Origin of the sequence: Streptomyces apricus (assembly GCF_008369065.1) — a bacterium.
Classification (GTDB): domain Bacteria; phylum Actinomycetota; class Actinomycetes; order Streptomycetales; family Streptomycetaceae; genus Streptomyces; species Streptomyces apricus.
Map to the genome: position 1 here is coordinate 83,320 of NZ_VDFC01000040.1, position 23,884 is coordinate 107,203.

A 23,884-nucleotide genomic window follows, 5' to 3' on the forward strand; every position below is an offset into this window, starting at 1 on the left:
ACCCGACACACAGCCCCGCCCCCGCGAGGTCACCGCTTCGTCAAGCCCGCCGCAGGCGCCTTCCTGGGCCACACCAGATACGTCAGCGCCACCACCCCGTGGATCCCGGCCGCCCGCCACGCCACGAACCGCCAGTTCTCCAGCGGCCCGACCCGCCCGGGGTCGTCGACGTACCAGATCGCGATCTGGYGCAGCAGCGTCGCGACCCCGGCGGCCACGACCGTGCCGAGCCACACCCGCCCCTCGTGCCGCGCCCGCGCCATCCCGTACCGGGGCGGCCCCGCGGGCGCGGGCGCGCCGCCGAACCGGTGCGCCGCGTGGCCGTCGAGCCACTTCACGGTCCGGTGCCCGTGCCCCACGGTGTACCCGATGTACAGCGCGGCCAGCCCGTGCGTCCAGCTGGGCTCGGCCCCGGCCTTCAGGTCCAGCGCGGTGACCACGAGCAGCACGACCTCCAGGAGCGGCTCGCACAGCAGCAGGGCCAGCCCCGTGCGGGGCATCCGCAGCAGGTAGCGGAAGGCCAGCCCCGCGGCCAGCAGCACCCAGAACCCGACCTCGCAGACGACGATCAGCGTGACGATCACGACGTACTCCTCCCGACTCCCGATCACCTCCCAGGCTCGCGCGGGCGGAGCCGGAGATCGTCGTCGGCGATGACGAACCGCCACTGCATCCTTCGATGTACCGGCGGACCGTCCCGCGGGACCAGGCGACGGGCGCACCCGCCGTGTTGGATGGAGCCATGCCCGTACGACGCCCCCGCCCGCACCGCGACGACGTACGCATCGCGCTGGCGGGGCTGCTCGGCGGACTCGTCCTGTGGACCACCGGCGTCCACACGCGCTCCGCCACCGACCCGATCGTGCTCTGGTCGGACCCCTGGGTGATCCTCCTGCCGCTCGCCGCGACGGTGGCCTGCGAGCTGCTGCGGCGCACCCGTCCGCGCACCGTCCTGCTGATCGGCGTCGCGGCCCTGACCCTCGACAGCGTCACCCGGGGCAACCTGGCGACCGTCGTGATGTTCACGGACCTCGTCTACGCCGCCGTGCTGTACGGGCCGCCCGCCACCGCCCGCCGCGTCCTGTGGATCAGCGGCCTGCTCACGGTGCTCGGCACGGTGGTGCCGGTCGCCCTCTGGCGGGAGCCGGAGGCGCTGCTGATCGGGGTGGTCATCGGGGCCGTGGCGTTCATGCCCGGCGCCACCGGCTGGGTCGTGCGCAACCACCGCGACGCCGCCGAGTCCGCCCGGCTGCGCGCCGAGCAGACCGCCCTGCTCGCCGAGATCGACCGCACCCAGGCCGTCACCGCCGAACGCGCCCGGATGGCCCGCGAGCTGCACGACCTGGTCGCCAACCACCTGTCGGCGATCGCCATCCACTCCACGGCCGCGCTCTCCCTGGACGACCCGGACACCTCGAAGGAGGCCCTGGGCGTCATCCGCGAGAACAGCGTCGAGGGGCTGGCCGAGATGCGCCGCCTCATCGGCATCCTGCGCGACAGCAGCGGCGACACCGAGCCGGCCGCCGCGCCCACCCTGGACGGGCTGGGCGCCCTCGTGGACCACGCCCGCGCCAACGGCCTCGACGTCGCACTCGACTGCGCGCACGCGGCGCTGCCGACCCCGGTGGAACTGGCCGCGTACCGGATCGTGCAGGAGTCCCTGACCAACGCCCTCAAGCACGCCTCCCCCGGCCCGGTCACCGTCTCCCTCGTCCAGCGCGAGCACGCCCTGGACGTCCGTGTGACCAGCCCGTTCGGCGGTGTCCGGGACGACGGCCCGCGCGCTCCCGGGTCGGGCGCGGGCCTGATCGGGATGCGCGAGCGGGTCGTCCTGCTGCAGGGCACGTTCGGGGCCGGCCCCGAGGACGGGGAGGACGGCAAGGCCTGGGTGGTGCGCGCCACGTTCCCGATCACCGAAGGAGAATCCGCATGATCCGCGTGCTCGTCGCCGAGGACCAGTCCGCCGTACGCGCCGGTCTCGTCCTCATCCTGCGCAGCGCCCCCGACATCGAGGTGGTCGGCGAGGCCGCGGACGGCGAGCAGGCGGTGGCCCTGGCCAGGCAGCTGCGGCCCGACCTGGTCCTGATGGACGTCCAGATGCCGCGCCTGGACGGCGTCTCCGCCACCCGCCGGGTCGTCGACGAGGGCCTCGCCGACGTCCTCGTGCTGACCACCTTCGACCTCGACGCGTACGTGTTCGGCGCGCTGCGCGCCGGCGCCGCCGGCTTCCTGCTGAAGAACACCGAGGCGGGGCAGCTCCTGGACGCGGTGCGCACCGTGGCGGGCGGCGAGGGACTGATCGCGCCCGCGGTCACCCGGCGCCTGATCGCCGAGTTCGCCGCGAAGCCCGTACGGGAGCCGAGGGCCGACCCGGCCGTCCTGGACGCGCTGACCCGGCGCGAGCGGGAGGTCCTGTCCTGCCTCGGCGAAGGCCTGTCCAACGCGGAGATCGGGGTGCGCCTGGACATGGCGGAGGCCACCGTGAAGACGCACGTCAGCCGCCTGCTGGGCAAGCTGGCGCTGCGCAGCCGGGTCCAGGCGGCGGTGCTGGCCCAGGAGTTGGGCGTGTAACAACTGGCCGCACCGCACCCTCTCAGTGGTCTGGACCTATTGACCTATGGTCCAGACCTTTCTATTGTCCTGCGCACCTCATCAAACTCCCCCAAGGAGACGCGGATGCGCCTCAGACGCAGACTCGGACACAGAGCAGTGGCGGGATTCACCKCCCTGCTGCTGCCGTTCGCCGCCCTGGTCGGGCTCGCCAGCCCCGCCTCGGCCGCCACGTCCGCGACCGCCACCTACGCCAAGACCCAGGACTGGGGCTCCGGCTTCGAGGGCAAGTGGACCGTCAAGAACACCGGCACCACGGCGCTCAGCTCCTGGACCGTCGAGTGGGACTTCCCCTCCGGCACCTCGGTCACCTCCGCCTGGGACGCCGACGTCACCAGCTCCGGCACCCACTGGACCGCCAAGAACAAGTCCTGGAACGGCACCCTCGCCCCGGGCGCGTCCCTCTCCTTCGGCTTCAACGGCTCGGGCTCCGGCGCCCCGTCCAACTGCAAGCTCAACGGCGGCAGCTGTGACGGCGGCCCCTCGGTCCCCGGCGACAACGCGCCCTCCGCCCCGGGCAAGCCGACCGCCTCCGACGTCACCAACACCTCGGTGAAGCTCTCCTGGAGCGCGGCCACCGACGACAAGGGCATCAAGAACTACGACGTCCTGCGCGACGGCGCCAAGGTCGCCACGGTGACCGGCACCACGTACAGCGACACCGGCCTGACCGCCGGCACCGACTACTCGTACACCGTCCAGGCGCGTGACACGGCCGACCAGACCGGTCCGGTGAGCGGCGCGACCGCCGTGCGCACCACCGGCGGCACCACCGACCCGCCGCCCACCGGCGACAAGGTCAAGCTGGGCTACTTCACCGAGTGGGGCGTCTACGGGCGCAACTACCACGTGAAGAACCTGGTCACCTCCGGCTCCGCCGCGAAGATCACCCACATCAACTACGCGTTCGGCAACGTCAAGAACGGCCAGTGCACCGTCGACGACACCTACGCCGCGTACGACAAGGCGTACACCGCCGACCAGTCGGTCAGCGGCACCGCCGACAGCTGGGACCAGCCGCTGCGCGGCAACTTCAACCAGCTGCGCCAGCTGAAGGCGAAGTACCCGCACATCAAGGTGCTGTACTCGTTCGGCGGCTGGACCTACTCCGGCGGCTTCGGCCAGGCCGCGCAGAACCCGGCGGCGTTCGCCAAGTCCTGCAAGGCCGTCGTGGAGGACCCGCGCTGGGCCGACGTCTTCGACGGCATCGACATCGACTGGGAGTACCCGAACGCCTGCGGCCTGACCTGCGACACGTCCGGCTTCAGCTCCTTCAAGACGCTCACCCAGGCGCTGCGCACCGAATTCGGCTCGAACTACCTGGTGACCGCGGCCATCACGGCCGACGGCTCGTCCGGCGGCAAGATCGACGCGGCCGACTACGGCGGCGCCGCGCAGTACCTCGACTGGTACGACGTGATGACGTACGACTACTTCGGCGCCTTCAACGCGCAGGGCCCGACCGCCCCGCACTCGCCGCTGACCTCGTACAACGGCATCCCGACAGCCGGCTTCAACTCGGCCGACGCCATCGCCAAGCTCAAGAGCAAGGGCGTACCCGCGAAGAAGCTGCTGCTGGGCATCGGCTTCTACGGGCGCGGCTGGACCGGCGTCACCCAGGCCGCCCCCGGCGGCACGGCGACCGGCGCGGCACCCGGCACGTACGAGGCGGGCATCGAGGACTACAAGGTCCTCAAGAACTCCTGCCCCGCCACCGGCACCATCGCCGGGACGGCCTACGCCTACTGCGGCAACAACTGGTGGAGCTACGACACCCCGGCCACCATCAACTCCAAGATGGCCTGGGCCAAGAACCAGGGCCTGGGCGGCGCGTTCTTCTGGGAGTTCAGCGGCGACACCACCAACGGCGAACTGGTCACAGCCATCAACAACGGCCTGAACTAACAGCGCCCCAAAGGGGCGCGGGGAACTGCGCGATCAACCACGACGCACCCGCAGACACCCACCGGCCCCAGCGCTCCTGAACGACAACCGCCCGGGCAGTGAGTGAATGGTTACGCCACATTCACTCGCTGCCCGGGCGGCGCCGCTTCAAGCCAGGCCAAGAACCCCGTCAAAGCATCTTCGCTCATCGCGAGCTCAAGCCGCGTCCCCCGATGAACACACGCAAGAATGATCGCGTCGGAGAGCAGCGCCAGCTCCTCCTCGCCCTCGGGCGCCCGCCGGCCCGCCACCTCGATGGCCGAGCGTTCGAGCACGCGGCGCGGCCGCAGCGCGTACGAGAAGACGCGGAACCACTCGATCCGGTCACCGCTGTAGCGGGCGATGCCGTACCCCCAGCCCTTGCCGCTGGTGTCGCCCTTCTCCGGAACGTTCCAGCGCAGGCTGCAGTCGAAGGTGCCGCCCGAGCGCTGGATCACCCGGCGACGCAGGCCGAAGGCGAAGAGTCCCAGGGCCACCAGCAGGACTACCGACCCGATCACAGTCAGAGCGAGGACCATCGACACCGACCTCCTCGTCTCCTAGGTAACGGAAAGGAAAAAAGCACCCGCATCGCCTCAGCCGCGACCCGGTCCGGAAGAGATCCGGTCCTGGCCGCGGCTGAGTCACTTCCTCCGGCGCGCTGGTCTCAGTGCGCCGACACCGCCCGCAGTCGGACGTCCGCGCGACGCTCGGCGGACGCGTCCGCGTCCGACTTCGCGCGCTCGAGCGCCCGCTCCGCACGCTGGACGTCGATCTCGTCCGACAGCTCGGCGATCTCGGCCAGCAGCGACAGCTTGTCGTCCGCGAACGAGATGAAACCGCCGTGCACCGCGGCGACGACCGTTCCACCGTCACTCGTACGGATGGTCACCGGGCCCGACTCCAGCACACCGAGCAGCGGCTGGTGACCGGGCATGACGCCGATGTCGCCGGACGTGGTACGCGCGACGACCAGGGTGGCCTCGCCGGACCAGACACTGCGGTCCGCGGCGACGAGCTCGACGTGCAGCTCAGCAGCCAAGGTGGGCTCCTCGGGTCACCACCCGGCGTTCGCTGCCGGGTGTTGGGTCAAAGTCTAATGGGCGTGTGGAGAAGGGCGGGACCCGCCCCGCGAGGCACGGCCCCGCCCTTCTCCTTCAGAACACGGGGTTCAGGAGACGCCGAGTTCCTTGGCGTTCTTCTTGAGGTCCTCGATGCCACCGCAGAGGAAGAAGGCCTGCTCCGGGAAGTGGTCGTACTCGCCGTCGATGATCGCGTTGAACGCGGTGATCGACTCGTCCAGCGGGACGTCCGACCCGTCGACGCCGGTGAACTGCTTGGCGACGTGGGTGTTCTGGGACAGGAAGCGCTCCACGCGACGGGCACGGTGGACGGTGAGCTTGTCCTCCTCGCCCAGCTCGTCGATACCGAGGATCGCGATGATGTCCTGGAGGTCCTTGTACTTCTGCAGGACATTCTTGACGCGCATCGCGGTGTTGTAGTGCTCCGCCGCGATGTACCGGGGGTCGAGGATGCGGGACGTCGAGTCCAGCGGGTCCACGGCCGGGTAGATGCCCTTCTCCGAGATCGGACGGGAGAGCACCGTCGTCGCGTCGAGGTGGGCGAAGGTGGTGGCCGGGGCCGGGTCGGTCAGGTCGTCCGCGGGGACGTAGATCGCCTGCATCGAGGTGATCGAGTGACCGCGGGTCGAGGTGATGCGCTCCTGGAGGAGACCCATCTCGTCGGCCAGGTTCGGCTGGTAGCCCACCGCGGAGGGCATGCGGCCGAGCAGGGTCGACACCTCGGAACCGGCCTGGGTGAAGCGGAAGATGTTGTCGATGAAGAACAGCACGTCCTGCTTCTGCACATCGCGGAAGTACTCCGCCATGGTCAGACCGGCCAGGGCCACGCGCAGACGGGTGCCCGGCGGCTCGTCCATCTGACCGAAGACCAGGGCGGTCTTGTCGATGACGCCCGACTCGGCCATCTCCTCGATGAGGTCGTTGCCCTCACGGGTGCGCTCACCGACACCGGCGAACACGGAGACACCGTCGTGGTTGTTGGCGACGCGGTAGATCATCTCCTGGATGAGCACCGTCTTGCCGACGCCGGCACCACCGAACAGACCGATCTTCCCGCCCTTGACGTACGGGGTGAGGAGGTCGATGACCTTGACGCCGGTCTCGAACATCTCGGTCTTCGACTCGAGCTCGTCGAAGTTCGGGGCCTTGCGGTGGATGGACCAGCGCTCGCCGTCGTACTGCTCGTCGACGTTCAGCACCTCGCCGAGGGTGTTGAACACCTTGCCCTTGGTGAAGTCGCCGACCGGGACGGTGATGCCCGTGCCCGTGTCGGTCACCGGGGCCTGGCGGACCAGACCGTCGGTGGGCTGCATCGAGATGGTGCGGACCAGGCCGTCACCCAGGTGCTGGGCGACCTCCAGGGTCAGCGTCTTCTCGGCACCGTCCTGCGCCGGGTCGTTGACCTGGACGTGCAGGGCGTTGTAGATCTCCGGCATCGCGTCGACGGGGAATTCCACGTCGACGACCGGGCCGATGACCCGGGCGACGCGGCCCGTGGCAACGGCCGTCTCAACTGTCGTCGTCATTACCTGTCACTCCCCGCGGAAGCGTCGGCCAGGGCTGCGGAGCCACCGACGATCTCGCTGATTTCCTGGGTGATTTCGGCCTGGCGGGCCGCATTGGCAAGGCGGGAGAGCGTGTTGATCAGGTCTCCCGCGTTGTCGGTCGCCGACTTCATCGCGCGGCGCGTGGCGGCGTGCTTGGAGGCGGCCGACTGGAGCATCGCGTTGTAGATACGGCTCTCGACGTAGCGCGGCAGCAGGGCGTCGAGGACGTCCTCCGCCGACGGCTCGAAGTCGAACAGCGGAAGGATCTCGCCCTTGGGCGCGACCTCTTCCGCGACCTCTTCGAGGCGCAGGGGCAGCAGTCGGCCGTCGACGGCCGACTGCGTCATCATCGAGACGAACTCGGTGTAGACGATGTGGAGCTCGTCCACGCCGCCCTCCGCCGTCTCCTTCTCGATCGCCTCGATGAGCGGACCCGCCACCTTCTTCGCGTCCGCGTACGTGGGCTCGTCGGTGAAGCCCGACCACGACTCCACGACCTTGCGCTCGCGGAAGTTGTAGTGGGCCAGACCGCGGCGGCCGACGATGTAGGTGTCGACCTCCTTGCCCTCCGCCTCAAGACGGGCGGTCAGCTGCTCCGCCGCCTTGATGGCGTTGGAGTTGAAGGCGCCGGCCAGACCGCGGTCGCTCGTGAGCAGCAGCACCGCGGCACGGGTCGGCGTCTCCGCCTCCGTGGTCAGCGGGTGCCTGGTGTTCGAACCCGTTCCGACCGCCGTGACCGCGCGGGTGAGCTCGGTCGCGTAGGGCGTGGAGGCCGCCACCTTGCGCTGCGCCTTGACGACGCGCGAGGCGGCGATCATCTCCATCGCCTTGGTGATCTTCTTGGTCGCGGTGACGGATCGGATGCGACGCTTGTAGACCCGGAGCTGGGCTCCCATGAGTCAGGTCCCTTCCTTACGTCACTTGGCCGCGGCCGGAGCGTCCTCGCCGAGAAGCTTCCCGTCCGAGGTCTCGAACTGCTTCTTGAAGTCCGCGATGGCGTCGGCGACGGCGGTGAGGGTGTCGTCCGACATCTTGCCGCCCTCCTTGATGGAGGTCATGAGGCCCTGCTCCTTGCGGTGCAGGTACTCCAGGAGCTCCTTCTCGAAGCGGCGGATGTCGGAGACCGGCACGTCGTCCATCTTGCCGGTGGTACCGGCCCACACGGAGACGACCTGGTCCTCGGTCGGCATCGGCTGGTACTGCGGCTGCTTGAGCAGCTCGACCAGGCGCTGACCCCGCTCCAGCTGCGACTTCGACGCGGCGTCCAGGTCGGAACCGAAGGCGGCGAACGCCTCCAGCTCGCGGTACTGGGCGAGGTCGAGGCGCAGTCGGCCGGAGACCTGCTTCATCGCCTTGTGCTGCGCGGAACCACCGACTCGGGAGACGGAGATACCGACGTTCAGCGCGGGGCGCTGACCGGCGTTGAACAGGTCCGACTCCAGGAAGCACTGGCCGTCGGTGATGGAGATGACGTTGGTCGGGATGAACGCCGAGACGTCGTTGGCCTTCGTCTCGACGATCGGCAGACCGGTCATCGAGCCGGCGCCCAGGTCGTCGGAGAGCTTCGCGCAGCGCTCCAGCAGACGGGAGTGCAGGTAGAAGACGTCGCCCGGGTAGGCCTCGCGGCCCGGCGGACGGCGCAGCAGCAGGGACACGGCGCGGTAGGCGTCGGCCTGCTTCGAGAGGTCGTCGAAGATGATGAGGACGTGCTTGCCCTCGTACATCCACTGCTGGCCGATGGCCGAGCCGGTGTACGGCGCCAGGTACTTGAAGCCGGCCGGGTCGGACGCCGGGGCGGCGACGATGGTCGTGTACTCCAGCGCGCCGGCCTCTTCCAGGGCGCCCCGCACGGAGGCGATGGTCGAGCCCTTCTGGCCGATGGCGACGTAGACGCAGCGGACCTGCTTCTTCGGGTCACCGGAGCGCCAGTTGTCGCGCTGGTTGATGATCGTGTCGACGGCCAGGGCGGTCTTGCCGGTCTGGCGGTCACCGATGATCAGCTGACGCTGACCACGGCCGACGGGGGTCATCGCGTCGACGGCCTTGTAGCCGGTCTCCATCGGCTCGTGCACCGACTTACGGGCCATGACGCCCGGAGCCTGCAGCTCCAGGGCGCGGCGCCCGGACGTCTCGATCTCGCCGAGGCCGTCGATCGCGTTGCCGAGCGGGTCGACGACGCGGCCGAGGTAGCCCTCGCCGACGGCCACGGAGAGCACCTCACCGGTGCGGTGCACCGGCTGGCCCTCCTCGATGCCGCTGAACTCACCGAGGACGATGGCGCCGATCTCGCGCTCTTCCAGGTTGAGCGCGAGTCCGAGGGTGCCGTCCTCGAACTTCAGTAGTTCGTTGGCCATGGCCGAGGGCAGGCCCTCGATCTTCGCGATGCCGTCGCCGGCAAGGGTGACCGTACCGACCTCCTCGCGCGAGGCCGCGTCCGGCTTGTACGACTGGACGAAGGTGTCCAGCGCGTCCCGGATCTCCTCCGGCCGGATCGTGAGCTCCGCCATCTGGGTTCCCTGCTCTCCTTGTTGGGCCCGAAGTTTTCTTGGGGGTCTGGGGTTGTTCCCCCAGGAATCCTCTGCACGGCCCAACCAGGGCCGTAAGCACTGCGGTGTACTGCTTGGTTCTGTACGCGTCTTGAGTTGGTGCTAGCTCGCCATGCGGCGGCTGACGTCCTCCAGCCGGTCCGCGATCGAGCCGTTGATGATCTCGTCGCCGACCTGCACCCGGACCCCGCCGAGGACCTCGGGGTCCACGTCCAGGTTGAGGTGCATCGGGTGGCCGTAGAGCCGCGTGAGGGCGGCGCCGAGGCGCTGCTTCTGCACGTCGCTCAGCGGAACCGCCGAGGTGACGACCGCGACCATGCGGCTGCGCCGCTCGGCGGCGAGCTTGGACAGGGATTCGAGTCCCGCTTCCAGGCTACGTCCTCGGGGCGCGGACACGAGGCGCGTGACCAGTCGCTCGGTGACGGGGTTCGCACGGCCGCCGAGCAGGCTGTGCAGCAGCTCGCTCTTGGCGGCGGCCGAGGCACTGCGGTCGGTCAGCGCGGCACGCAACGCCGTGTTCGAGGAGACGATCCGGCCGAACCGGAACAGCTCGTCCTCGACGTCGTCGAGTGCGCCCCTGCGCTGCGCCGCCGTGAGGTCGGCGGTGTCGGCCAGCTCCTCGACGGCGTCGACCAGGTCGCGCGAGCGCGACCAGCGGGACCGCACCAGACCGGCCACCAGGTCGGCGGTGGTGCCGCTGACCCGGCCGCTGAGGAGACGCCCGACCAGTTCGGCCTTCGCCTCACCGGGCTGCGCCGGGTCGGTGAGGACCCGACGCAGCGACACCTCGCGGTCGAGCAGCGCGGTGACGGCGGCCAGCTCGTCGGCGAGTCGCGTCGCGTCCACGGACGTGGAGTCCGTCAACGCGTCGAGACGCTCCCGTGCGGCGGCCAGGGCCTCGCGGCTCGCTCCGTTCATCGCGTGGCCTCGGCCTTCGAAGCGCTGTCGTCCAGACCGTCGAGGAAACGGTCGATGGTGCGGCTCTGCCGGGCGTGGTCCTGGAGGGACTCACCGACGAGCTTGCCGGCCAGTTCGGTGGCCAGCTGGCCCACGTCCTGGCGCAGCGCGGACGCGGCGGCCTTGCGGTCGGCCTCGATCTGCGCGTGACCCGCGGCGACGATCTCCTCGCGCTGCCGCTGGCCTTCCGCGCGCATCTCGGCGATGAGCGTGGCGCCCTGCTCCTGCGCCTCCTGGCGCAGGCGCGCGGCCTCGTGACGGGCTTCGGCGAGCTGAGCCTTGTACTGCTCGAGCACGCTCTGGGCCTCGGTCTGAGCGGCCTCGGCCTTCTCGATACCGCCCTCGATGGCCTCGCGGCGCTGCTCCAGAACCTTGTTGATGTTCGGGAGGAGCTTCTTGGCGAGGAAGCCGAAGACGATGACGAAGGCGATCAGGCCGATGACCAGCTCGGGGATCGGCGGGATGAGGGGATTTTCCATCTCCTCGGCCGCGACAGTGAGCAGCTGGCTCATATCAATGCCTTTCGTCTAGTGGGCGGTCTGTCGTGAATCCGACGTCAGACGCCGTAGACGAACGGCATGACCAGACCGATGAGGGCGAGCGCCTCACAGAAGGCGAAGCCGAGGATCTGGTTGGCGCGGATCAGGCCGGCGGCCTCGGGCTGACGGGCAAGGGCCTGGGTGCCGTTACCGAAGATGATGCCGACGCCGACGCCGGGGCCGATGGCGGCGAGGCCGTAGCCGATGGAGCCGAGGGAGCCGGAGACAGCGGCGAGGGTCTCAGTGGCAGCCATGCTGATTCTTCCTTCTCTGTACGGACCGGCGGGGGTTGGCCACCGGACGCTTAGGGGGTTCTACGGGAGGGGGCTCAGTGGTGCTCGGCGAGCGCGCCCTGGATGAAGGTGCAGGTGAGGAGCACGAAGACGTACGCCTGCAGGGCCTGGATGAACAGCTCGAACGCCGTCATGACGATCACCATGACGAACGAGACGCCCGCGTAGGCGATCCCGATGCCGTTGAGCAGGTACCAGCTGGCGATCGTGAACAGCAGCAGCAGGGTGTGGCCGGCGAACATGTTCGCGAAGAGCCGCACCGCGTGCGTGAACGGCCGCACCAGGAGGTTCGAGAGGAGCTCGATGAACATGGCCAGCGGGAGGACCGGGCCCAGCGACTTGTCGTAGCCGGAGATGTTCTTGAAGGCTCCGACGAATCCGTGCCGCTTGAAGGTCAGCGAGACCCACAGGACGTAGACGATCAGGGCGAGGACCGCGGGGTACGCGATGATCGAGGTGACCGGGAACTGCGCGACCGGAATGATCGACCAGAGGTTCATCATCCAGATGAAGAAGAACAGCGAGACGACCAGCGGGACGTACTTCTCGCCTTCCTTCCTGCCGATGGTCTCGTAGACGACACCGCGGCGGATGAAGTCGTAGCCCGCCTCGGCCACCATCTGCAGCTTGCCCGGGACGACCTTCGGCTTGCGGAAGGCGGCCCAGAAGAAGCCGACGACGATGACGGAGCCGAGCAGCGCCAGGAGCATCGTCTTGTTGAAGTAGACGCTGCTGTCCGCGTCGCCCACCAGGGGCTCGAACAGGAACGAGTGCAGGCCGGGGGCCGGGAATCCACAGCCGTCGAAGATGTGGCAGTCGGTCTCGAAGGCGAGCACCTGCGTCGGGTCAGCACTCACCGCGGGCTCCTTCAGCGTGGCGCATGGGTACGGCAACCTCGTTGTGTCGGCGCGACTGACAGCCGCGGTTCGGCACTGGACTGGTGTTACGGATGTGGGGGCGGCGAGAGGGCATCGAGCCTCGCTCTGGGGCAGGCGTCAGCTCGGATGCCCGCGCCCGCGATGCCGCAGTTGGCACCGGACGATAGCAGGATCTCCAACGCGCCTTTATACCGGCCCTACCCCTCACGACGAGTGCCCCGTCTTTTCGGGCTTGTCGCCCTTCGAGGAGTCGGGTTCGACGTAAAGGATCTTCGCCTTCATGTGGGCACGCGCCTGGGCGCCGATCCACGCGAGCGTGGTGACGAGAAGCGTCACGGCGAACGCCCTGGGGTTGAACAGCGTCGTGTTCTTGAACGTCGCGATGAAGATGAACAGCAGGAGGATCTGCGCCGTGTAGAGCATCAGACCCATCGCCTGGAAAAGATGGGGAAGCGACTTCGCCGTGCGGTTCAGGACGTACAGCCCGATACCCATGAACAGGATCACGACCAGCGTCGCCACGACGGCCCCGACCGCTCCCTTGCCACCGGCGACCACACCGCTGACGACGGTGGCGATCGCACCGACGGCGGCTGTGGGCACGGCGGCCTGGAGAAGCATCCGGGCGTCATTGGAGGGCATGGCGGCAACTCCGCTTTGCTCAAGGGGGCAGGTGTCGTCATGGACGAGCGTAGTCCCGGACAGCGAGAGAACCTCACCGCCGGTGAACCGTCGCATTGCGGTCCTTCGGCTCTGTCCTGGGTTCTCGTGAACCGTATCACAAACTATTTGATGAGGTCTTTACCTGGTTGGTGTGCCCGGCGTCACACATGAGGGTGAACATGCACGTCTGTGCGCTCACGGGACCCACTTGTCTGGTAATGGGGTACTTTCGGAGAGCCACCCCGAGGGTGGCTCTTGCACGATTCTTACCTGGCGTCAACGGCGACCGACGGCGGTCGCCCCGTTGGGACCCGATGCACCCACAGTCACCGGAGTGCGGTCCCCGGTGTCCGCGGCGCCGTCCCCGGCCTGTCCTTCCGGTTCCCCGTCCGTCGTCGCACCCGTGAACCCGTCGGCGTCCCCGGCGGGCAGGTCCACCGCCTTGCGCCGGCGGTAGCGGGGCGGCACCAGGTGCTCGGCCCAGCGCGGGGCGCGCGGCGTGAAGCGCGGCAGCAGGAGCAGGACCAGGCCCACCGCGCTCAGCGCCGTGATGCCGAGCACGATCCACATCGCGCCCGAGTTCGCCGAGTAGGCGAGGGCGCCGAAGGCGATCAGCGCCGACCAGAAGTACATGATGAGCACGGCCCGGCTGTGCGAGTGCCCGATCTCCAGCAGGCGGTGGTGCAGGTGCCCCCGGTCGGCCGCGAACGGGGACTGGCCGCGCCAGGTGCGCCGCACGATGGCGAGCACCAGGTCGGCCGCCGGCACCGCGATGATCGTCAGCGGCAGCAGCAGCGGGATGTAGACGGGCACCGTCTGGTGCACGGCCTCCTTCTCCGAGCCCGCGAACAGGTTCATCGCGTCCGGGTCGACCTGCCCGGTGATGGAGATCGCACCGGCCGCCAGCACCAGGCCGATCAGCATCGACCCCGAGTCACCCATGAAGATGCGCGCGGGGTGCATGTTGTGCGGCAGGAAGCCCAGGCACATGCCCATCAGGAGCGCCGAGAAGAGGGTCGCCGGGGCGGCGGACTCCAGCCCGTAGCCGTACCAGATGCGGTAGCCGTACATGAAGAACGCGGTGGAGGCGATGCACACCATGCCGGCCGCGAGGCCGTCCAGACCGTCGGCGAAGTTCACCGCGTTGATGGTGATCACGACGAGCGCCACGGTCAGCAGCGTGCCCTGCCACTGGGTCAGCGAGACCGAGCCGACGCCCGGGATCGGCAGCCACAGGATCGTCAGGCCCTGCATCACCATGACGCCCGCGGCGATCATCTGCGCGCCGAGCTTGATGAGGGCGTCGATCTCGAACTTGTCGTCCAGGACGCCGATCAGCCAGATCAGGGCGGCGCCGGACAGCAGCGCACGCGGCTCGTTGGAGTTCTCGAAGACCACGCTGAGGTTCGTCAGGTGGTCGGCGACCAGCAGGCCGGCGCAGAGCCCGAAGAACATCGCGATGCCCCCGAGGCGGGGGGTGGGTTCCCGGTGCACGTCACGTGCCCGGATCTCCGGCATCGCTCCGGCCACGATCGCGAACTTCCGCACCGGCCCTGTCAGCAGGTACGTCACCGCGGCCGTGATGCAGAGCGTCAGGAGGTATTCACGCACGGGCTTCCCCACAGGTCTCGCTGGCCATCTCAGCCCCACACCCTAGCTTCGTGCGCATACGGTTGGGGACTTCCGGGTAGAGCCGATGGTTGCACGAGTGGCTGTGCCGTTACGCCCGCCTCCCCCTCACCGGTCCGGACACGGCGGAAATCTCCCGGTCAGGTCCCGCACTTCTTCACGTACCCGGCGCCCCGCGGACTCGTCCCGCAGGGCCGTCGCCAACAGGACCGCGATGCGCGCCGCTTCGGCCTCGCCCATGCCCTGCGTGGTGACGGCGGCCGTGCCCAGGCGCAGTCCGCGGGCGTCGGGCCGGGGCAGCGCGCAGGTGTCCAGGACGATCCCGGCGGCGGCGAGCCGGCCGCGGGCGGTGCGGCCGTCCACGCCCAGCGGCGCCGGGTCGACGGTCAGCAGGTGGGTGTCGGTGCCGCCGGTGGTGACCGCGAACCCCTCGGCGGCCAGACCCGCCGCCAGCGCCCGCGCGTTGACGACCACCTGACGGGCGTACCGCGCGAACGCCGGCGTCGCCGCCTCGCCGAACGCCACGGCCTTGGCGGCGACCGTGTGCATCTGCGCACCGCCCTGGGTGAACGGGAAGACCGCCCGGTCCACCCGCTCGGCCAGCTCGCTCCCGCACAGCAGCATGCCGCCGCGCGGGCCGCGCAGCACCTTGTGGGTGGTCGCGCACACGATGTCGGCGTACGGGACCGGGCTGGGCGCCGCTCCCCCGGCCACCAGCCCGATGGGGTGGGCGGCGTCGGCGATCAGGTACGCGCCGACCTCGTCCGCCACCTCACGGAAGAACGCGTGGTCGATGTGCCGGGGGTAGGAGATGGACCCGCACACGATCGCTTTCGGGCGGTGCGTGCGGGCCAGCGCCCGCACCTGCTCGTGGTCGATGAGCCCGGTCCCGGGGTCGACGCCGTACCCGACGAAGTCGAACCACCGGCCGGAGAAGTTCGCCGGCGACCCGTGGGTGAGGTGGCCGCCGTGCGGCAGGCCCATCGCCAGCACGGTGTCACCGGGGCGCAGCAGGGCGGCGTACGCGGCCAGTACGGCCGAACTCCCGGAGTGGGACTGCACGTTGGCGTGTTCGGCGCCGAAGAGGGCCTCTGCGCGCCGCACGGCGAGCCGCTCGGCGGCGTCGACCAGTTCGCAGCCGCCGTGGTGCCGGGCGCCGGGGTACCCCTCGGCGTACTTGTTGGCGAGCGGCGAGCCCAGGGCGGCCAGCACGGCCGGTGAGCTGAAGTTCTCGGCGGCGATCAGCTGCAGCGTCGTCGTCTGGCGCGCCCGCTCCGCGAGGACGATCTCGGCCAGCTCGGGATCCTGCCGGCCCAGCACGTCGTCGACCGACGTCGGGCCTTCAAGCGTGTGTGCGACCGGCATGGCGGACTCCGGACCTCGGCGGGGGGGGGACGCTGTATCCAATGTAGGACCGACTCCCCCGCCGCGCCCGGCGTCACCACCGGCCGGCCCGCACGCCGTACCCGCTCAGGTGCGTGCGAGGGCTCCGCTCAGGTGCGTGCCGGTACCCCGGTCAGCGCCGTGACCACCGGGTCGAGCGCCTGGTTGATCTCCTCGCCCACCGAGCGGAAGAACGGCAGCGGGGCCCCGTACGGGTCGTAGACCTCGTCCGCCTCCGCCGTGGGGGCCAGCAGCCACCCGCGCAGCGCCGCCGCGGCGCGGACCAGGGCCCGGGCGCGTTCGACCATGCCGTCGTCCAGCGGCGGCAGGGTCGCGGGGTCTATGGCCCGGACCAGACGGGTGAACTCCTTCAGCGTGAAGGTGCGCAGGCCCGCCGAATGGCCCATGGAGATGACCTGGGCGCGGTGGTCGCGGGTCGCGGTGAGGACCAGGTCGGCCCGGATGACGTGCTCGTCGAGCAGTTCGCGGCCCGTGAAGCCCGACGCGTCCGCCCCGAAGTCCGCCAGGACCGCCTCCGCGTTGGCCTCCATGGGCGCACCCTCGTGCCCCCAGGTACCGGCGCTCTCCACGATCAGGCCGCCCCACAGGGGGTCGCCCAGCCGGTCCGCCAGGGCATGGCGGGTCAGCCGCTCGGTGATCGGCGAGCGGCACACGTTGCCGGTGCTGACATGGAGGATGCGAAAGGAGGAGTCGCCGAAGGTCCCGTCGCCGTAAGCCCCCGTGGTCCCCGTTCCCGTCCCTATGCCACGCCCCGCGTCAGGGGCTGTCAATTCGCCACCTCAAGGTCGGGTACCACCTTGCGCAGCTCCTCGGCGGACAGGGCCCCGGCCCGCAGCAGCACCGGCACCTTGCCCGTGACGTCGACGATCGAGGACGGGACGATGCCGGGGGTCGGACCGCCGTCCAGGTACACGGAGACGGAGTCCCCGAGCATCTCCTGGGCGGCGTCGCAGTCCTCGGGGGACGGGTGTCCCGTGAGGTTGGCGGAGGAGACGGCCATCGGGCCGACCTCGGTCAGCAGCTCGATGGCGACCGGGTGCAGCGGCATGCGCACGGCGACGGTGCCGCGGGTGTCCCCGAGGTCCCACTGCAGGGACGGCTGGTGCCTGGCGACCAGGGTCAGCGCGCCCGGCCAGAAGGCGTCGACGAGCTCCCAGGCCATCTCGGAGAAGTCCGTGACCAGGCCGTGCAGCGTGTTCGGGGAGCCGATGAGGACGGGCGTGGGCATGTTCCGGCCACGGCCCTTGGCGTCCAGCAGGTCGGCCACGGCCTCCGAGCTGAACGCGTCGGCGCCGATCCCGTACACGGTGTCGGTCGGCAGCACGACGAGCTCGCCGCGGCGCACGGCGGACGCGGCCTCGCGCAGCCCCGTCGTGCGGTCGGTCGCGTCGTTGGTGTCGTATCGCCGTGCCATGTCAGCAAGCCTCCTCGAGCACGCGGGCCCCGTCGGCCGCGTACCTAACGGTTTCTACGTCGTCCGCGTCGTGCACGTCGGCGGCGGCGCCGGCGCGGGGGGTCGCCGCGGTCACGGCATCGCCCTGCGGGCGGTCGCGAACCGCGGCCGGTTGTTGAGGTCGGGGTGGTCGGCGGCATCCGCCCAGCCCCGCTCCTCGGTGAAGATCCACGGCACCTGACCGCCCTGGGTGTCGGCGTGCTCGACGACGACGACCCCGCCCGGACGCAGCAGCCGGTGCGCGGTGCGCTCCAGGCCGCGGATCAGGTCGAGGCCGTCCTCCCCCGAGAACAGGGAGAGTTCCGGATCGTAGTCCCGGGCCTCCGGAGCGACGTACTCCCATTCCGTGAGCGGGATGTACGGCGGGTTGGTGATGACGAGGTCGACCTGGCCGTCGAGGTCCGGGAAGGCGTCCAGGGCGTTGCCCTGGCGCAGGTCGACCCTGGACCCCTCGACGTTCTTGCGGGTCCAGCGCAGGGCGTCCTCGGACAGCTCGACGGCGTGCACGCGCGAGCGCGGCACCTCCTGGGCGAGGGCGAGCGCGATGGCGCCCGAACCGGTGCACAGGTCGACGATGAGCGGCTCCACGACGTCCATCGCGCGCACGGCGTCTATGGCCCAGCCGACCACGGACTCGGTCTCCGGCCGGGGCACGAAGACACCCGGTCCGACCTGCAGTTCCAGATAGCGGAAGTAGGCCCGTCCGGTGATGTGCTGGAGCGGCTCGCGGGCCTCGCGGCGCGCGGTCACCTCCCAGTACCGGGCGTCGAAGTCCGCGTCCTTGACGGTGTGCAGCTCGCCCCGTTTCACGCCGTGCACGAACGCGGCGAGCTCCTCGGCGTCGTTGCGCGGCGAGGGCACGCCGGCGTCGGCCAGCCGCTGGGTGGCCTGGGCCACTTCCGCGAGCAGCAGGTTCACGCGTCCTCCGGGCTGAGCTGTCGTCCGTCGTGCGGATGGGGTGGTGCGGCGGTGCTGGTGCGTGCCTCAGGCCGCGGCGAGCTTGGCCGCCGAGTCGGCGTCCACGCAGGCCTGGATCACGGCGTCGAGGTCGCCGTCGAGGACCTGGTCCAGGTTGTACGACTTGAAGCCGACGCGGTGGTCCGAGATGCGGTTCTCCGGGAAGTTGTACGTACGGATCTTCTCGGAGCGGTCCACGGTGCGGACCTGGCTGCGGCGGGCGTCCGCGGCGTTGCGCTCCGCCTCCTCCTGCGCCGCGGCCAGCAGCCTGGAGCGCAGGATACGCATCGCCTGCTCCTTGTTCTGCAGCTGGCTCTTCTCGTTCTGGCAGGAGGCGACGACGCCGGTGGGCAGGTGCGTGATGCGCACGGCGGAGTCGGTGGTGTTGACGGACTGGCCGCCGGGCCCGGAGGAGCGGTAGACGTCGATGCGCAGGTCGTTCGCGTGGATCTCGACGTCGACCTCCTCGGCCTCGGGCGTGACCAGCACACCGGCGGCGGAGGTGTGGATGCGGCCCTGCGACTCGGTGGAGGGCACGCGCTGCACGCGGTGCACGCCGCCCTCGTACTTCATCCGGGCCCAGACGCCCTGGCCGGGCTCGGTGGCGCCGTTGCCGCCCTTGGTCTTCACGGCGACCTGGACGTCCTTGTAGCCGCCCAGCTCGGACTCGGTGGAGTCGATGATCTCGGTCTTCCAGCCGACGCGCTCGGCGTACCGCAGGTACATGCGCAGCAGGTCGCCGGCGAACAGGGCCGACTCGTCGCCGCCCGCGCCCGCCTTGATCTCCAGGATGACGTCCTTGTCGTCGCTGGGGTCCCGCGGGACGAGCAGCAGCCGGAGCTTCTCGGTGAGCTCCTCGCGCTGCTTCTCCAGCTCCTTGACCTCGGCGGCGAAGTCGGGGTCGTCGGCGGCGAACTCCTTCGCCGTCTCGATGTCGTCCCCGGTCTGCTTCCAGGAGCGGTACGTCGCGACGATCGGGGTCAGCTCGGCGTAGCGCTTGTTGAGCTTGCGCGCGTTGGCCTGGTCGGCGTGGACCGACGGGTCAGCGAGCCTCTTCTCCAGATCGGCGTGCTCGCCGATGAGTTCCTCGACCGCCTCGAACATCTCCGGCTCCAATGGACTGCCCCCGGCTCCGGCTCGGGGCCGGGCTCAGGGACTCAGGTACGACGAATGGGGGTGAATAAGAGACAGCGCAAAGCGCCGGTCCCGGCGCCCCCTGGTCGGAGGCGACGGAGACCGGCGCTGTGAGGTCGCTACTTCTTGGCGGCCGCGGCCTTGCCGAAGCGGGCCTCGAAGCGGGCCACGCGGCCACCGGTGTCGAGGATCTTCTGCTTGCCCGTGTAGAACGGGTGGCACTCGGAGCAGACCTCGGCGCGGACGGTGCCGCTGGAGATCGTGCTGCGGGTGGTGAACGACGCGCCACAGGTGCAGCTGACCTGCGTCTCGACGTACTCGGGGTGGATGTCGCGCTTCAAGGTGTCTCCTAGTTTCGGGAGGGCGCCGGGTCGCTGCCGCGGGATGCGGGGGCGTGAACCGGGGCCGACTGTCCAGTCTGCCAGGACTGGTGCCATCTCCCCAAACCGGGGGAGGTCGCCGACTATTCCCAGGCCCGGGACAGCGCCCCGTCAGGGGCGCGGGGAACTGCGCGACCAGCCACGACGCACCCGCACCTGCCCTTGGGGCATCGTCACGACGTGACGACGCCCTCCGCCTCGCCCGTGGCCGTGTCCTTCGTCGCCGACTTCGGGATCGGACGGTCGTTCTTCAGGGCGGTCCAGACCGACTCGGCCTTGTCCTTCTCGACCAGGACGCGGTTGCCGTCCGCCGGGTCGTACCGGACCGGCATCGTGATCATCTGCAGCTGCGACGAGCCGATCCCCTTGAGCCCGTTGGCGAAGGAGGCCAGGTCCTTGACCGAGGCGAGGTCGGAGTCGGTGGTGACGGCCCCGGTCGCCGTGTCGGCCAGGTCGTACAGCTTCTTCGGGCTGCTCAGCACCCCGATGTGCCGGACCTGCTCGACCAGCGCCTTGACGAACGCCTGCTGGAGCTGGATGCGGCCGAGGTCGGAGCCGTCGCCGACCCCGTGCCGCGTACGGACCAGGCCGAGCGCCTGCTCGCCGGTCAGCCGGTGGGTGCCGGCCTCCAGGTCGAGGTGGCTCTCCCGGTCCTCGATGTCCTTCGTCGTGGTGACCTCGACGCCGCCGAGTTCGTCGATCAGCTTCCGGAAGCCGCTGAAGTCGACCTCGACGTAGTGGTCCATGCGGATGCCGGTCATCGACTCGACGGTCTTCACGGCGCAGGCGGCGCCGCCCGTGGTGTACGCCGAGTTGAACATCGCGAACGAGGCGGCGTCGTGCGTGACGCCCTCGGCGTCGGTGCACTCGGGGCGCGGGACGAGGGTGTCGCGGGGTATGGAGACCACACTGGCCTTCTTGTGACCCTCGTAGACGTGCACGATCATCGCGGTGTCGGAGCGGGCGCTGCCGTCGTCGGCGCCGCCGCCCAGCTTCTTGTTGCCGCCGGAGCGGCTGTCGGAGCCCAGGACGAGGATGTCCTGCGAGCCGTCGTCGACGTCCAGGGGCCGGTCGGTGCCCAGCGCCTGGTCGATGTCGACGCTCTTGATGTTGTCGTTCAGGTTGACGTACACGTACCCGAGGCCGGTGCCGCCGAGCGCGAGGACGCCCGCGGCGGACCACGCCGTGACGAGGAGCGCCTTGCGGCGTCCGCTGCGCGGTGTGCGGCGGCCCGTGGCCCCGGCTTCCGGCGTGCTCTCGTCAGGCATGTCGTCCTCAGTCCTCGCTGTGGTCCCGGTTACCCCCTGTGCTCAGGGTCAGGCGTGGTCGTCCCTGGTCGGGTGCTGTCAGGTCAGACGTCGCAACCCGGAGAAGGGTTGCACAGGAAACCATGAGCACCTGTGGTGGAGGTCTCCGCAGCACGGAGGGCCGCCCCCCGCTTCGCCGGGGACGGCCCTCCGTGGTGCCGGCCGCGCCGGCGGTGACTCAGTCGTTGCCGTTGCCCGGCATCGGCGTCGTCTTCTGGATCTGCAGCAGGAACTCGGCGTTCGACTTCGTCTGCTTCATCTTGTCGAGCAGCAGCTCGATCGCCTGCTGCTGGTCGAGCGCGTGCAGCACGCGACGCAGCTTCCAGGTGATGGCGAGCTCGTCGCTGCCGAGCAGGATCTCTTCCTTGCGGGTACCGGACGCGTCGACGTCCACCGCGGGGAAGATGCGCTTGTCGGCGAGCTTGCGGTCGAGCTTGAGCTCGGCGTTGCCGGTGCCCTTGAACTCCTCGAAGATGACCTCGTCCATGCGCGAGCCGGTGTCGACGAGCGCGGTGGCCAGGATCGTCAGCGAGCCGCCGTCCTCGATGTTGCGCGCGGCACCGAAGAAGCGCTTCGGCGGGTACAGCGCGGTCGAGTCGACACCACCGGACAGGATGCGGCCGGAGGCCGGGGCGGCGAGGTTGTACGCACGGCCCAGACGCGTGATCGAGTCGAGCAGCACGACGACGTCGTGGCCCAGCTCCACCAGGCGCTTGGCCCGCTCGATGGCGAGCTCGGCGACCGTGGTGTGGTCCTCGGCGGGGCGGTCGAAGGTCGAGGAGATGACCTCGCCCTTCACCGACCGCTGCATGTCGGTGACCTCTTCCGGACGCTCGTCGACCAGGACGACCATCAGGTGGCACTCGGGGTTGTTGTGCGTGATCGCGTTGGCGATCGCCTGCATGATCATGGTCTTGCCGGTCTTCGGCGGGGCCACGATCAGACCGCGCTGGCCCTTTCCGATGGGCGCGACGAGGTCGATGATGCGGGTCGTCAGCACGCCCGGGTCGGTCTCCAGGCGGAGCCGGTCCTGCGGGTAGAGCGGCGTCAGCTTGTTGAACTCCGGCCGTCCGCGCCCGGATTCGGGCGCCATGCCGTTCTGCGAGTCCAGCCGGACCAGCGCGTTGAACTTCTCGCGGCGCTCGCCGTCCTTGGGCTGGCGGACCGCGCCGGTGACGTGGTCGCCCTTGCGCAGGCCGTTCTTGCGGACCTGGGCCAGCGACACGTACACGTCGTTCGGACCGGGCAGGTAGCCCGAGGTGCGGATGAACGCGTAGTTGTCGAGGATGTCCAGGATGCCCGCGACGGGGATCAGCACGTCGTCGTCGGCGACCTGCGGCTCGTTGGGGCCGAACTCGTCGCGCCCGCGGCGGCCGCGGCGGTCGCGGTACCGGCCGCGGCGTCCGCGGCGGCCACCCGCCTCGTCGTCGTAGCCGTCGTCCTGCGGACCGTTGTCGCGCTGGCGGTCCTGCCGGCCGCCGCCCTGCTGGCGGTCCTGCCGGTCCTGCCGGTCCTGCCGGTCCTGGCGCTGCTGGTTGCCGCCGCCCTGACCGCCCTGGTTGCCGCCCTGGCCGCCCTGCTGCTCGTCGCCCTTGCCGCCGCGGCGGTCGCGGTCGCGGCCCCCGCGGTCACGGTCGCCGCGCTCACCGCGGTCACCACGGTCGCCGCGGTCACGGCGGTCACGGCGGCCCTGCCGGCCCTCGGCGCCGCCGTCCTGGCCGTCGCCCCTGCTCTCGCCCTGGGGCTGCGCGGGGGCCTCGGTCCTGAGGTCGCCCTTCGCCTCGGCGGTCACCGTCTCGGGGCTGCCCGCCTCGGCGGTGGCACGGCGCCGGCGGCGCTCGGCCGGGGCCTCCTCGGCCTCGCCGCGGGACGGTCCGCCGTCGGGCTGGCCGGGGATCTCGATCTGCTGCTGGGCCACGGCCTTCTCGGCCTGGGCCACCGCCTTCTCCTCGGCGGGGGAGCCAGCCTCGTCACCCGTACGCGCCTTCGAGGTGGCCCGGCGCTTGGGCTTCGTCTCGGGGGCGTCCCCGGCGGCGGCCGCGGCCTTGGCGGAGGCGCCGCTTCCGCCCTGCGCCTCCTTGATGACCTCGATCAGCTGGCTCTTGCGCATCCGCGCGGTGCCCCTGATGCCGAGGCCGGATGCGACCTGCTGCAACTCGGCCAGCACCATGCCCTCGAGGCCGGTACCGCGGCGCCGACGGGAGCCGGCACCGGTGGCAGGCGCGGAGGCGTCCGTGGCGGGCGCGGCAGCGGTCTCCTCGACACGTGCGCCCATCAGATCGGTGGTGTCGCTCACGAAGGGTCCTTCCCTGGAGCGGACGTCGGCCTGTCTGGCTCGGCGACCGGTTGTGCTGTCCGACAGTGGTCCGTCTTGTGTGGACCGTGCCGGGGCGGTGGTCCGCCCAAAGGCGGAGGGAATTTCTGGGATGACGTTTCCCGGGGCCATGGACCTGAGGTGCTGTGTCCATCGGCTCGTTCACGCCGGTTCCGGAGCGTGCTCAGCACCGCTCAGCGCGTAGCACCCAATGCGTGACGCAAAGCAGTTTGGGGGGCTCCCGGAAGAATGGTTGTCCCGGACGGGG

The 23,884-nt window shown here is 70.2% G+C and carries 23 protein-coding genes; 3 read left to right on the plus strand and 20 right to left on the minus strand.

What is annotated here, in order from left to right; all coding sequences use genetic code 11:
• Window positions 1-29: 29 nt before the first annotated feature.
• On the minus strand, window positions 30-584 hold the full coding sequence (locus FGF04_RS13275; RefSeq protein WP_149511513.1) for a hypothetical protein: 555 nt from the start codon (window positions 582-584) through the stop codon (window positions 30-32).
• A gap of 158 nt (window positions 585-742) precedes the next feature.
• Here FGF04_RS13275 and FGF04_RS13280 point away from each other — a divergent pair, with 158 nt between their 5' ends.
• From FGF04_RS13280 to FGF04_RS13290, 3 genes are all read left to right on the plus strand, one after another.
• Window positions 743-1,933, plus strand: coding sequence for a sensor histidine kinase (locus tag FGF04_RS13280; RefSeq protein WP_149511514.1), 1,191 nt, complete (start codon window positions 743-745; stop codon window positions 1,931-1,933).
• Window positions 1,930-2,571, plus strand: coding sequence for a response regulator (locus tag FGF04_RS13285; RefSeq protein ID WP_149511515.1), 642 nt, complete (start codon window positions 1,930-1,932; stop codon window positions 2,569-2,571). The genes FGF04_RS13280 and FGF04_RS13285 overlap by 4 nt, the downstream gene beginning before the upstream one ends.
• A 105-nt stretch (window positions 2,572-2,676) precedes the next feature.
• Window positions 2,677-4,515: a glycoside hydrolase family 18 chitinase gene (locus tag FGF04_RS13290; RefSeq protein ID WP_149511516.1), complete on the plus strand. Its 1,839-nt coding sequence runs from the start codon at window positions 2,677-2,679 to the stop codon at window positions 4,513-4,515.
• Between the two features lie 110 nt (window positions 4,516-4,625).
• Here the strand turns inward: FGF04_RS13290 and FGF04_RS13295 are convergent, their stop codons facing one another.
• From FGF04_RS13295 to rho, 19 genes are all read right to left on the minus strand, one after another.
• Window positions 4,626-5,072, minus strand: coding sequence for a DUF2550 domain-containing protein (locus FGF04_RS13295; RefSeq protein ID WP_149511517.1), 447 nt, complete (start codon window positions 5,070-5,072; stop codon window positions 4,626-4,628).
• A 128-nt stretch (window positions 5,073-5,200) separates the two neighbouring features.
• Window positions 5,201-5,575: a F0F1 ATP synthase subunit epsilon gene (locus FGF04_RS13300; protein ID WP_149511518.1), complete on the minus strand. Its 375-nt coding sequence runs from the start codon at window positions 5,573-5,575 to the stop codon at window positions 5,201-5,203.
• Window positions 5,576-5,704: 129 nt separating this feature from the next.
• Complete coding sequence (gene atpD / locus FGF04_RS13305) at window positions 5,705-7,141, minus strand: F0F1 ATP synthase subunit beta (RefSeq protein ID WP_149511519.1); 1,437 nt, start codon at window positions 7,139-7,141, stop codon at window positions 5,705-5,707.
• Window positions 7,141-8,058, minus strand: coding sequence for a F0F1 ATP synthase subunit gamma (locus tag FGF04_RS13310; RefSeq protein WP_149511520.1), 918 nt, complete (start codon window positions 8,056-8,058; stop codon window positions 7,141-7,143). Before FGF04_RS13310 ends, atpD begins: the two co-directional genes overlap by 1 nt.
• A gap of 21 nt (window positions 8,059-8,079) precedes the next feature.
• Complete coding sequence (gene atpA / locus FGF04_RS13315) at window positions 8,080-9,669, minus strand: F0F1 ATP synthase subunit alpha (protein WP_149511521.1); 1,590 nt, start codon at window positions 9,667-9,669, stop codon at window positions 8,080-8,082.
• 141 nt (window positions 9,670-9,810) lie between these two features.
• Window positions 9,811-10,626 (minus strand): F0F1 ATP synthase subunit delta, encoded by an 816-nt coding sequence (locus FGF04_RS13320; protein ID WP_149511522.1) that lies wholly within the window; start codon window positions 10,624-10,626, stop codon window positions 9,811-9,813.
• Complete coding sequence (locus tag FGF04_RS13325) at window positions 10,623-11,177, minus strand: F0F1 ATP synthase subunit B (protein ID WP_149511523.1); 555 nt, start codon at window positions 11,175-11,177, stop codon at window positions 10,623-10,625. The genes FGF04_RS13320 and FGF04_RS13325 overlap by 4 nt, the downstream gene beginning before the upstream one ends.
• Window positions 11,178-11,221: 44 nt before the next feature.
• A complete protein-coding gene (locus FGF04_RS13330; RefSeq protein WP_067273352.1) occupies window positions 11,222-11,458 on the minus strand; it encodes an ATP synthase subunit c family protein in 237 nt (78 codons plus the stop codon).
• A 74-nt stretch (window positions 11,459-11,532) separates the two neighbouring features.
• On the minus strand, window positions 11,533-12,354 hold the full coding sequence (atpB, locus tag FGF04_RS13335) for a F0F1 ATP synthase subunit A (protein ID WP_149511524.1): 822 nt from the start codon (window positions 12,352-12,354) through the stop codon (window positions 11,533-11,535).
• A gap of 225 nt (window positions 12,355-12,579) precedes the next feature.
• Window positions 12,580-13,017: a hypothetical protein gene (locus tag FGF04_RS13340; RefSeq protein WP_149512250.1), complete on the minus strand. Its 438-nt coding sequence runs from the start codon at window positions 13,015-13,017 to the stop codon at window positions 12,580-12,582.
• Between the two features lie 297 nt (window positions 13,018-13,314).
• On the minus strand, window positions 13,315-14,649 hold the full coding sequence (locus tag FGF04_RS13345; protein ID WP_149511525.1) for an MraY family glycosyltransferase: 1,335 nt from the start codon (window positions 14,647-14,649) through the stop codon (window positions 13,315-13,317).
• A gap of 126 nt (window positions 14,650-14,775) precedes the next feature.
• Entirely contained in the window at window positions 14,776-16,032 is a 1,257-nt protein-coding gene (locus FGF04_RS13350; RefSeq protein ID WP_149511526.1) for a serine hydroxymethyltransferase, read from the minus strand.
• A gap of 128 nt (window positions 16,033-16,160) precedes the next feature.
• A complete protein-coding gene (locus FGF04_RS13355; protein WP_149511527.1) occupies window positions 16,161-16,841 on the minus strand; it encodes an arsenate reductase/protein-tyrosine-phosphatase family protein in 681 nt (226 codons plus the stop codon).
• A complete protein-coding gene (locus FGF04_RS13360) occupies window positions 16,838-17,485 on the minus strand; it encodes an L-threonylcarbamoyladenylate synthase (protein WP_149511528.1) in 648 nt (215 codons plus the stop codon). Before FGF04_RS13360 ends, FGF04_RS13355 begins: the two co-directional genes overlap by 4 nt.
• Before the next feature lie 111 nt (window positions 17,486-17,596).
• Window positions 17,597-18,442: a peptide chain release factor N(5)-glutamine methyltransferase gene (prmC, locus tag FGF04_RS13365; protein WP_149511529.1), complete on the minus strand. Its 846-nt coding sequence runs from the start codon at window positions 18,440-18,442 to the stop codon at window positions 17,597-17,599.
• Between the two features lie 66 nt (window positions 18,443-18,508).
• Window positions 18,509-19,585 carry a peptide chain release factor 1 gene (gene prfA, locus FGF04_RS13370; protein WP_149511530.1) on the minus strand — a complete coding sequence of 359 codons (1,077 nt, stop codon included), beginning with the start codon at window positions 19,583-19,585 and terminating at the stop codon, window positions 18,509-18,511.
• A 149-nt stretch (window positions 19,586-19,734) separates the two neighbouring features.
• A complete protein-coding gene (rpmE, locus tag FGF04_RS13375) occupies window positions 19,735-19,956 on the minus strand; it encodes a 50S ribosomal protein L31 (protein WP_010984345.1) in 222 nt (73 codons plus the stop codon).
• Between the two features lie 212 nt (window positions 19,957-20,168).
• Entirely contained in the window at window positions 20,169-21,263 is a 1,095-nt protein-coding gene (locus tag FGF04_RS13380; RefSeq protein ID WP_149511531.1) for an LCP family protein, read from the minus strand.
• A gap of 217 nt (window positions 21,264-21,480) precedes the next feature.
• A complete protein-coding gene (rho, locus tag FGF04_RS13385) occupies window positions 21,481-23,598 on the minus strand; it encodes a transcription termination factor Rho (RefSeq protein ID WP_149511532.1) in 2,118 nt (705 codons plus the stop codon).
• Between the last annotated feature and the right edge of the window lie 286 nt (window positions 23,599-23,884).